The 7,615-nt window shown below is 72.2% G+C and carries 6 protein-coding genes; all 6 read right to left on the bottom strand.

Translation table 11 applies throughout. The features are described 5' to 3' along the window. Positions 1-95: 95 nt before the first annotated feature. Positions 96-1,130 carry a BMP family lipoprotein gene (locus ACZ5XZ_RS26245; RefSeq protein WP_468982150.1) on the bottom strand — a complete coding sequence of 345 codons (1,035 nt, stop codon included), beginning with the start codon at positions 1,128-1,130 and terminating at the stop codon, positions 96-98. Between the two features lie 189 nt (positions 1,131-1,319). Further along, the gene (locus ACZ5XZ_RS26240) at positions 1,320-2,552 is read right to left on the bottom strand and encodes an amidohydrolase (protein ID WP_468982169.1); all 1,233 of its coding nucleotides are present in this window, start codon (positions 2,550-2,552) and stop codon (positions 1,320-1,322) included. Positions 2,553-2,702: 150 nt separating this feature from the next. Continuing rightward, positions 2,703-3,965 (bottom strand): hypothetical protein, encoded by a 1,263-nt coding sequence (locus ACZ5XZ_RS26235; RefSeq protein ID WP_468982167.1) that lies wholly within the window; start codon positions 3,963-3,965, stop codon positions 2,703-2,705. A 29-nt stretch (positions 3,966-3,994) separates the two neighbouring features. After that, a complete protein-coding gene (locus ACZ5XZ_RS26230) occupies positions 3,995-4,927 on the bottom strand; it encodes an N-acetylneuraminate synthase family protein (protein ID WP_468982148.1) in 933 nt (310 codons plus the stop codon). A 66-nt stretch (positions 4,928-4,993) separates the two neighbouring features. Further along, the gene (locus ACZ5XZ_RS26225) at positions 4,994-6,199 is read right to left on the bottom strand and encodes a cytidylyltransferase domain-containing protein (protein ID WP_468982145.1); all 1,206 of its coding nucleotides are present in this window, start codon (positions 6,197-6,199) and stop codon (positions 4,994-4,996) included. Positions 6,200-6,261: 62 nt separating this feature from the next. Further along, positions 6,262-7,545: a DUF6716 putative glycosyltransferase gene (locus tag ACZ5XZ_RS26220; RefSeq protein WP_468982166.1), complete on the bottom strand. Its 1,284-nt coding sequence runs from the start codon at positions 7,543-7,545 to the stop codon at positions 6,262-6,264. Positions 7,546-7,615: the final 70 nt, after the last annotated feature.

Below are 7,615 nucleotides of genomic sequence, written 5' to 3'. Positions count from 1 at the left end.
GAGGAGGAAAAAGCGCCGAGTGCTGCGGTGTGGTGCGGGGAGGAGGGGGTTGTGTGTGGTCCCCCCCCCCCCCCCCCCCCCGCCCCGCGGTGGAGCTACTTGGCGGGCGTGTCGCTGACCTTGACCTCGCCCGACGCGATCTTCTTCTTCGCCGCGTCGATCTTGGCCTGGATGTCGTCGATGAAGCCGCCCGAGGTGGACAGCCGCACGCCGTTGTCCTTGAGCGTGTACGCCTTGTCGCCGCTCAGCGGCTTCTTGTCCTTGACGCTCTTGACCAGGTCGTACACCGCCACGTCGACGTTCTTCATCACCGACGTGAGGATCGAGCTCTTGTACTTGGCCAGGCCCGGCTGCAGGTACTGGTCGGAGTCGACGCCGATCGCCCAGGCGCCCTTCTTGCCGGCGACCGTCTCGATCGAGCCGTTGCCGGACTGGCCGGCCGCGGTGTAGATGACGTCGATCCCGCCGTCGAGCATGCCCTTGGCCTTGCCCTTCGCGGCGGCCGGGTCGTTGAAGCCCTTGTCGTCGTTGGCGTAGAGGTACTCGGAGGTGACCTTCGCCTTGGGGTCGGTGTCCTTGACGCCCTGCTCGAAGCCGGCCTGGAACTTCTGGATCAGCGCGTTGTTCACACCGCCGATGAAGCCGACCTTGTGGGTCTTGCTCTTCAGCGCGGCGGCGACACCGGCGAGGTAGGAGCCCTCGTGCTCGGCGAAGACCATGCCGTAGACGTTCTTGGCCTGGGAGGGGGAGTCGACGACGCCGAAGGTGGTCTTCGGGAACTTCTTGGCGACCTTGTTGACGGACTTGCCGTAGTTGAACCCGACGCCGATGACCGGGTTGAAGCCCGCCTCGGCCAGCGAGGACAGCCGCTGCTCGCGGTCCGCCTCGGTCTCGCCGTTCTTGGCGGTCATCATCTTGGACTTCACGCCGAGGTCCTTCTCGGCCTTGTCCACGCCACGAGCCGCCGCCTCGTTGAACGAGTGGTCGTCCCGGCCACCGACGTCGAAGGCGAGCCCGACGCCCTTGTCCTTGCCACCGGACTCGGTGGAGGACTCGCCGCAGGCGGTCAGTGAAACGGAGAGGGCCGCGGTGGCGATGCCCGCGGCAACGATCTTGGATACCCGGTGCACGAGGGGCCCCTTCGACTCGTAGCGCCTCCATTGGCGCTGATTCCGCGGAATCGTAACGCGCGTAGATGCCAGGTAAAGGGCAGGTGGAAAGCCGTTATCGATTCGAGGCGTAGGACGCCCGGACGATCACCACGGCCGCCGTCGAGGCGATCGACGGCGGCCGGAAATGTTCGATTCTGTCGGTCTGACTCAACCGCGGGACAGCAGCGCGGCGGCCGTGAAGAGCTCCACGCCGACCTGGATCGCCCGCTCGTCGACGTCGAAGTCGCCGCGGTGGAGATCGTGGCGGCTGAGGTCGCCGGGTGCCCGGACGCCGAGGCGGGCCATGGCTCCGGGGACGTGTTCGAGGTACCAGGAGAAGTCCTCGCCGCCCAGGGACTGCTCGGTGGTCTCGACGCTGTGGACGCCGCGCCGGGCGGCCATGGCGTCCATCAGCAGTTGGGCGCTCTCCGCCTCGTTGACCACCGGCGGCACCCCGCGGACGTAGTTGATCTGCGACTTCGCGCCGTACAGGGCGGCGACCTCGTCGATCGCCGCGTGCACCAGGTCCGGGGCCTGGCGCCAGGCGTCGAGGTCGAGGCACCGGACGGTGCCGGCCAGCTCGGCGCGCTGCGGGATCACGTTGCAGACGTGCCCGGAGGCCAGCCGGCCCCAGGTGACGGCGAGCCCGGCGCGGGCGTCGACCCGGCGGGCGATCAGCGCGGGCACGTCGAGGGCGACCCGGGCGGCGGCGGTGACCATGTCGGTGGTCAGGTGCGGGCGGGCGGTGTGGCCGCCGGGCCCGTCCAGGACGACCTCCAGCCGGTCGCAGGCCGAGGTGATCGGGCCGGTGCGCAGCCCGATCCGGCCGGCGTCGACGCGCGGGTCGCAGTGCACGGCGAGGATCCGGCCGACGCCGTCGAGCACGTCGGACTCGATCGCGTCGGGGGCGCCGCCGGGCAGCACCTCCTCCGCGGGCTGGAAGATCAGCCGTACCGGGCGGGGCAGCGCGCCGGCGCGGGCCAGCTCGGCCAGGACCAGGCCGGCGCCGAGGACGGCGGTGGTGTGGACGTCGTGGCCGCAGGCGTGGGCGCGGCCGGGGATCGTGGAGGCGTACTCGACGGTCTTGGTGTCCGGGATGGGCAGGGCGTCGATGTCCGCACGCAGGGCCAGCAGCGGGACGTCGGCGGCGGTGTCCGTACCGATGTCGCAGATCAGGCCCGTGCCGGTGGCCAGGACGCGGGGGTGCAGCCCGGCCCGCTCCAGGCGCTCCTTGATCGCCGCGGTGGTCCGGAACTCCTGGTTTCCGAGCTCCGGGTGCCGGTGCAAGTCGCGGCGGAAGGCGGTGAGTTCGGCGCCCAGTGCGTCCGGCAGGGCGCCGGGGAGCGAGGCCCCTCCGGCGGTGTCGGCGGGGGCGTCGGCGTCGTCGGTATCGCGGGACATCAGTTGGTTCACCTGTTGAAGGTTACGGGTCCCGATGGGGCAACTGTCCCTCGATCAACAAAAGTTCAGCCCCTTAGGGGAAGAAAATCTAGCCCGCTCGGCGCATGGACGGTTTATGGGAAGGGTATGAAGTACGGCTTCGCGCAGCGGTCATCCGGCGGCCATCCGCTGGGTGAACGGCAGTCGTTGCACGTCACGGGCGGTTCCGGTGACCCCGTCGAGGAACCCCTGTGCGCGCGGTGAGGCATTGGCCGTAAGCCACTGCGGATCGATGTCGCAGACCGCGACCTTCACCTGGGTACCCAGCAGCGCCAGCGGCAGGGTGTGCACGACGGTGGAGGGGAAGCTGACGATCAGGCGTCCGATGGGCCCGCGCCGGGCGATCAGTTCGAGCGGCAGATCGGGCCGTACCACCTCCAGGCCGGTCTCATTGGCCAGCCGGCGCAGCTTCTCGGTGCTCTCGCGGCGGTGCGCGAAGTAGCGGCTGGCGCCGTGCCGGCGGGCCAGGGTGCCGACCGCCTCCAGGTAGCGGTCGGCGTCGACGACGCCGGTCTCCACCAGCGAGGTGCCGACGATGTCGGCGGCGCCCATGACCCGGGGCGGGCCGAAGCGCGCCCGGGTCCAGGCGAACTCGTTGGTGGTGACGTCCACGCCCGGCGGGGCCTCGACCGGCATCGAGCTGAACAGCCCGACGGTGCGCCGGCCGCCCTCGGGTGCCGGGGTGAGCCGGCGGCGGGCGGTGGCCGAGAACGGCGCGAAGACCAGGTCCCGCGGGCCGCGGCCGCTGCCGTGCCGGTGCCAGCGCACCAGCCGCTCCCCGCGGGCGAGTTGGGAGATGAACTCCATGGTGGCGGTGCCGTCGTCGACCACCACCAGGTCGCGTGCCTTGGTGAGGGTGAGCAGCAGCTGCACGTAGCGGGAGAACGGGTCGCCGATGACGACCCGGTGGGCGCGGCGCAGCAGCGGGGTGAGCCCGCCGACGGTCCGCATCGGGGCGGTGGGGCCGCCGCGGGCCTCCTCCCAGCGCACCGTATGGCCTTCGTCGCGGGCGAGTTCGGCCATCCGGCGCAGCTGGCCGCGGGTCATCGGGTCGTGCGGGGAGAGCACGACAACGGTGAGCGCGAGCGGGGCCGCGGTGGCCCGGCCGGTGTCGGCGGAGCCGCCGCGGCCGTCCTCCGCCGTCGCCGCGTGCGCCCATTCCAGGACGTTCAGCAGCTGCACCGGGCTCTCGACGAAGGCGAGGGTGGCGGAGTCCGGGGCGGTCTCGCGCCGCCCGTCACCCGAGGGTGCGGTGCGGTGGCGCTGCCGCGGCACCCCCAGGAGACGACGGGCGGGAGTACCCGTCGTCTCCTGGGGCGGGATCCCGGCGCCGGGTGTGACGGGCGCGGCGCGGGTCCCTTCAGGTGAGCTCACCATGGCTCCCGTGTGTGGCTCGTGGGCCGTCAGACCGCCGCCGGCTCGGCGCCGGCGGCCTCCGCCTCGGCAACCACACCGGCGACCCGGCGCAGCTTCTTCATCGGGCCGCGCTCGCTGTCGTAGACCTTCTTGACGCCGTCGCCGAGGGACTCCTCGATGGTGCGGATGTCGCGGACCAGGCGGGACAGGCCGCCGGGCTCGACGGAGGCGGCCTGGTCGGAGCCCCACATGGCGCGGTCGAGGGTGATGTGGCGCTCGATGAAGGTGGCGCCGAGGGCGACCGCGGCGAGGGTGGTCTGCAGGCCGGTCTCGTGGCCGCTGTAGCCGATCGGGACGTTGGGGTACTCCTCCTGCAGCGTGTTGATCATGCGCAGGTTGAGCTCCTCGGCCTTGGCCGGGTAGGTGCTGGTGGCGTGGCAGAGCAGGATGTTGTCGCTGCCCAGGACCTCGACGGCGTGCCGGATCTGCCTGGGGGTGGACATGCCGGTCGACAGGATGACGGTGCGGCCGGTGGCGCGCATGGCGCGCAGCAGCTCGTCGTCGGTGAGGGAGGCAGAGGCGACCTTGTAGCAGGGCACGTCGAACTTCTCCAGGAAGGCGACGGACTCGACGTCCCAGGGGGAGGCGAACCAGGCGATGCCGCGCTTCTTGCAGTAGTCGTCGATGGCGCGGTAGCCGTCCTCGTCGAACTCCACGCGGTGGCGGTAGTCGATGTAGGTCATCCGGCCCCAGGGGGTGTCGCGCTCGATGTCCCACTGGTCGCGCGGGGTGCAGATCTCCGGGGTGCGCTTCTGGAACTTCACCGCGTCGCAGCCGGCGTCGGCGGCGGCGTCGATCAGCGCGAAGGCGTTCTCCAGGTCACCGTTGTGGTTGATGCCGATCTCGCCGGTGACGTAGACGGGGCGGCCGGGGCCGGCCTCGCGGTCGCCGAGCTTGCGGAGGCGGGAGTTGCTGCTCATGGGGAGATTCCTTCGTGTGGATATGGGGGTGTGCGGGGTGGGGTCTTGAGGGGTTACGGCTGGGGGTTACAGCGACGGGCCCAGCAGCCAGGCGGCGATCTCGCGGATCGCGCCGCTGCCGCCGGGCGTCGCGGTGACCGCGCGGGCCGCGCCGCGCACCACGTCGTGCGCCCCGGCGACCGCCACGGGCCAGCCGACGAGGTCGAAGCACGGCAGGTCGTTGACGTCGTTGCCGACGTAGAGCACGCGCTCGGGCTCGATGCCCGCTTCCTCGCACCACTGCTTGAGGGCGAGGTCCTTGCGGTCGATGCCGTGCAGGACGGGAACCCGCAGCTTGCGGGCCCGTGCGGCGACGACCGGGTTGGTCTCCGTGGACAGGATCAGCAGCTTCAGCTCCGCCTTGCGCAGGGCGGCGATGCCGAGGCCGTCGCCGCGGTGCACCGCGACGATCTCCCGTCCGTCGGAGTCGATCAGCACCCGGTCGTCGGTCTGGGTGCCGTCGAAGTCGAGTACGACGGCGTCGATGTCGTCGCGGGTGGGGAGGGCGCCGGGGCGCGGGGCGTCCAGCAGCGGCGCGAGGGCGCGGGCGCGGGCGAGATCGTGCGGATCGTCGATCTCCAGCACCCGGGCGGGGTCGGTGCGGACGAGTTCGGTGCGGCCGAAGAAGCGGTGGCCGCTGGTGCGGAAGCCGGCCGCGTCCATGGCGTAGGCGGCGCCGGTCTCCAGCAGGTCCTGGGGGCGGTCCTGGCGGCGGGGCCTGAAGGACTTGTCGTGGTTGACGCCGTGGCCGCCGTCGGCGGCGGGGGCGGTGCCGGCGTCCGCCGGCTCGGCGTCGCGCCAGACGAAGCCGTGGAAGGGGGCGACGGTCAGCGCGCTGTCGGCGCCGCCCTCGACGACCGCCGCGGCGACCCCGTCGATGTCCTCGCGGACGATGAACGGGCTGGTGCACTGGACCAGCAGCACCGCGTCGACGGTGGTGCCCTGCTCGGCCTCGTAGGCGTCCATGGCGTGCAGTACCGCGGCCTCGCTGGTGGCGGTGTCGCCGGCGATGTCGCCGGGGCGCCGTACGACGACCGCTCCGGCGCCGCGGGCGGCGGCCGCGATGCCGGCGTCGTCGGTGGAGACCACCACGTCGGTCACCAGGCGGGCGGCGCGGCATTCGCGGACCGCGCGGGCCACCAGGGGCACACCGCCGACGGCGGCGAGGTTCTTGGCGGGGACGCCCTTGGATCCGCCGCGGGCGGGGATGACGGCCACGACTGTGGGTGGCATTGCGGGCTCCTTGGGGAGGCGGGGGCCTGGGGAGGTCACAGGGGAGGTCGCGCCGGGGTCGGTCACAGCTGCCCCCAGCGGCGGATGGCGGGGGCGACGCGCTGGACGCCGTGGCGGTAGGCGCCGCGGGCGGCCTCGCGCACGGTCTCGCGGGCGACCCGGCGCAGTCCGCCGGTCTCCTCGGGGGCATCGGCGTAGCCGGGGAGCGGCTCGCCCTGCGGGTCCAGGCCGTGCCGGGCGAGGATGCCGGGGAGGTAGCCGGGCGCGGTGCGGGGGGTGTAGTACGGGGCGATCGCCGGCAGCTGCTCGGCCTCGCGCAGCTCGGTGACCCGGGCGCGGGCGGCGTCGAAGGCCTTGTCGTACGCACCGTCCGCAGCCACACCCTGGCGGGCCAGCCACTCCCGGTCGGGCTCCGGCCGGTGTCCGGCGTCCAGCTCGTCCCAGGAGGCCAGGCAGCCGGAGCCGAGGAAGTGGTGGTTGCCGAGGGCCTCGCGGATGCCGAGGTCGGTGAGGACGGCGGTGGGGATACCGCGGTGCAGCGACTCCAGTGCGGCGGTCGAGCTGACCGTCACCATCAGGTCGGTGCGGTCCAGGACCTCGCCCATGTTGCCGTACACCAGGCGGCAGTTGGCGGGCAGTCCGCCGGGGGCCTTGGCGGCGAGCTTCTGGTAGGGCAGTTCCTCGATGTGCGTGGTGTGCTCGCCCGGCTTGCTGCGGAGCTTGATCAGCACCTCGCGGTCGGGGTGCCTGCGGGCGTGCTCAACGGCCCGGCGCAGCAGGTACGTTCGGTCCGCGCGACTCTCCGGGACGGAGGGCTGGGCGGCGAACACCACGGTGTAGGGGTCGCCCTCGCCGGTGTAGCGGTCGCCGCCGAGGAACGGCAGGGCGCATTCGACGACGCTGTCGTCGTCGGCGCCGACGCCGCGGTAGACCTCGCGGAAACGGTCCGCGTCGTGCCGGGAGTTGGCGAGCACGACGTCCGCGCCGTGCCGCAGCAGCAGTCCGTCGGCGAGCTTTTCGTAGACCACGCCGACATAGCCGGTGACGACGACGGGGCGGCGCTCAGCGGTGTCCCAGGCGCGGGCCAGGCCGTGCAGCATCGCCTGCACCGCGCCGCCCACGCAGGCCAGCACGACGACGTCGTACCGCGTGCGGTCGATGGACCGCACGAAGTCGACTCCCCTGATTTCGCGCAGCGAGTCCGCACGGGCGCCGACCTCGTCGAGCTGGCGGACCGTGGGCGTGGCGCGGCCGCGGAGCAGGTAGCCGTCGAGTCGGATGTCCGATTGGATCCGGTACGCTGTCAAAGCGCCCCATTTCCATCGGGTATCCGAGTCGGCGAGCACGGCGACTCGCGGCGAAGAAGTGGTACGTGATGGCACGTCGAAGACGCTAGGAAGGCATTCCGTTTGGCGG

This window comes from Streptomyces sp. NPDC033270, from assembly GCF_055576575.1.
This window is presented reverse-complemented; position numbering and strand designations above follow the sequence as displayed.

Coding starts and splice junctions, on each gene's coding strand:
- ACZ5XZ_RS26240 (WP_468982169.1), bottom strand. CDS start 2,552: ATGTCCCGCGATACCGACGACGCCGACGCCCCCGCCGACACCGCCGGA.
- ACZ5XZ_RS26230 (WP_468982148.1), bottom strand. CDS start 4,927: ATGAGCAGCAACTCCCGCCTCCGCAAGCTCGGCGACCGCGAGGCCGGC.
- ACZ5XZ_RS26225 (WP_468982145.1), bottom strand. CDS start 6,199: ATGCCACCCACAGTCGTGGCCGTCATCCCCGCCCGCGGCGGATCCAAG.